We start from the raw sequence: 1,134 nt of genomic DNA on the forward strand, positions 1-1,134 counted from the left end.
ATTTGTATTGCTGGTTGTTTTTTTTCCTCGCCGAGAGATGCAGACAACCTCTCGCTACGCTTCGAGAACGTCTGCATCTCTCGGCGAGGGCTACTCTTTTATTGCACTTCGTTTTGGAACTTGCACACATATTGATAATCTTTGAATACTGTTTGTCTGTTACTGTTAAAATACTAACTTTACCACTTGGCGTTAAGATTGATTTAATTCTTTTGATATGAACGTTTGCACTTTCCTGCGAACCGCAATATCTAATATATATACTATATTGATACATCGTAAATCCATCTTTCTCTAATTCTTTACGAAAACGTGCAGCCTCCTTTTTATCTTTCTTTGTAACAGTGGGTAAATCGAACATTACAAACAACCACATAACATGATAAGCATTTAGTCGGTTTTCACTCATTTCAAAAGGGGCAAACTGATTTTCTTTACTTCTTTCGCATAACATTTCACAAGAGAAGCCATTGTCATGGTAAGCCCCACGCTTAAAGGACGAGTTACATTCATAAAATATGTATCACAATAAAGTAATTTTATCAATATTCCTTTCACTTCAGTGGTAAGTGTAGTTTGTCCATTTTTGGTAAGATGATACACTATTTCATCAACGAATGGGCGGTAAGGCTCCATCATGTCGTCTGCTAAAGGAAAAGCGTTACTGCGGTTATGATGAAAGATGCCCAATGCAGGAAATAGTCCTGCAGACATCATTGCTCGCGTTACTGCCGCACGTAAAATGGTATAACCATAGTTGAGCAGCGCATTTGTGCCAGACTGATTCCTATCTCTTATGAAATCTTTTCCAAATAGTTGTGTCCAATATAGTTTAGCGGCAGCCCCTTCTCGGTTGGTACTATCCCCACTCTTTACATTATTATAATAAGGGAACAAACATTTTCCTTCTTTACCTAATTTCTCAAGAAGTTGTGCTTGATTTTTTATCTTACATTCTATTATTTGTTTCCAAAGCTGTTTATTGAAAGACGCACTTGCAGAAAGTTGGTAGTGTCCTATAAAGTGTGTAATTCATCTTTCCTTTCTCTGTACTTCCACTGTTATTTTATTCTTTTCTTTCCAGTTTTTGAATTGATATATTCTCCTTTCATATGTTGTCTTTGTTTCCTCCAT

The 1,134-nt window shown here is 36.5% G+C and carries 1 protein-coding gene and 1 pseudogene; both read right to left on the minus strand.

Annotated features, from left to right (window positions below; translation table 11 throughout):
* Window positions 1–109: 109 nt before the first annotated feature.
* Window positions 110–409: pseudogene (cas2, locus tag E0E16_RS13240) on the minus strand (CRISPR-associated endonuclease Cas2); the annotation flags it as partial.
* Window positions 406–1,032: a type II CRISPR-associated endonuclease Cas1 gene (gene cas1 / locus E0E16_RS13245; protein WP_321166775.1), complete on the minus strand. Its 627-nt coding sequence runs from the start codon at window positions 1,030–1,032 to the stop codon at window positions 406–408. The gene cas1 and the pseudogene cas2, both read right to left, overlap by 4 nt.
* Between the last annotated feature and the right edge of the window lie 102 nt (window positions 1,033–1,134).

The organism is Prevotella rectalis, assembly GCF_900607215.1.
GTDB classification, from domain to species: Bacteria; Bacteroidota; Bacteroidia; order Bacteroidales; family Bacteroidaceae; genus Prevotella; species Prevotella brunnea.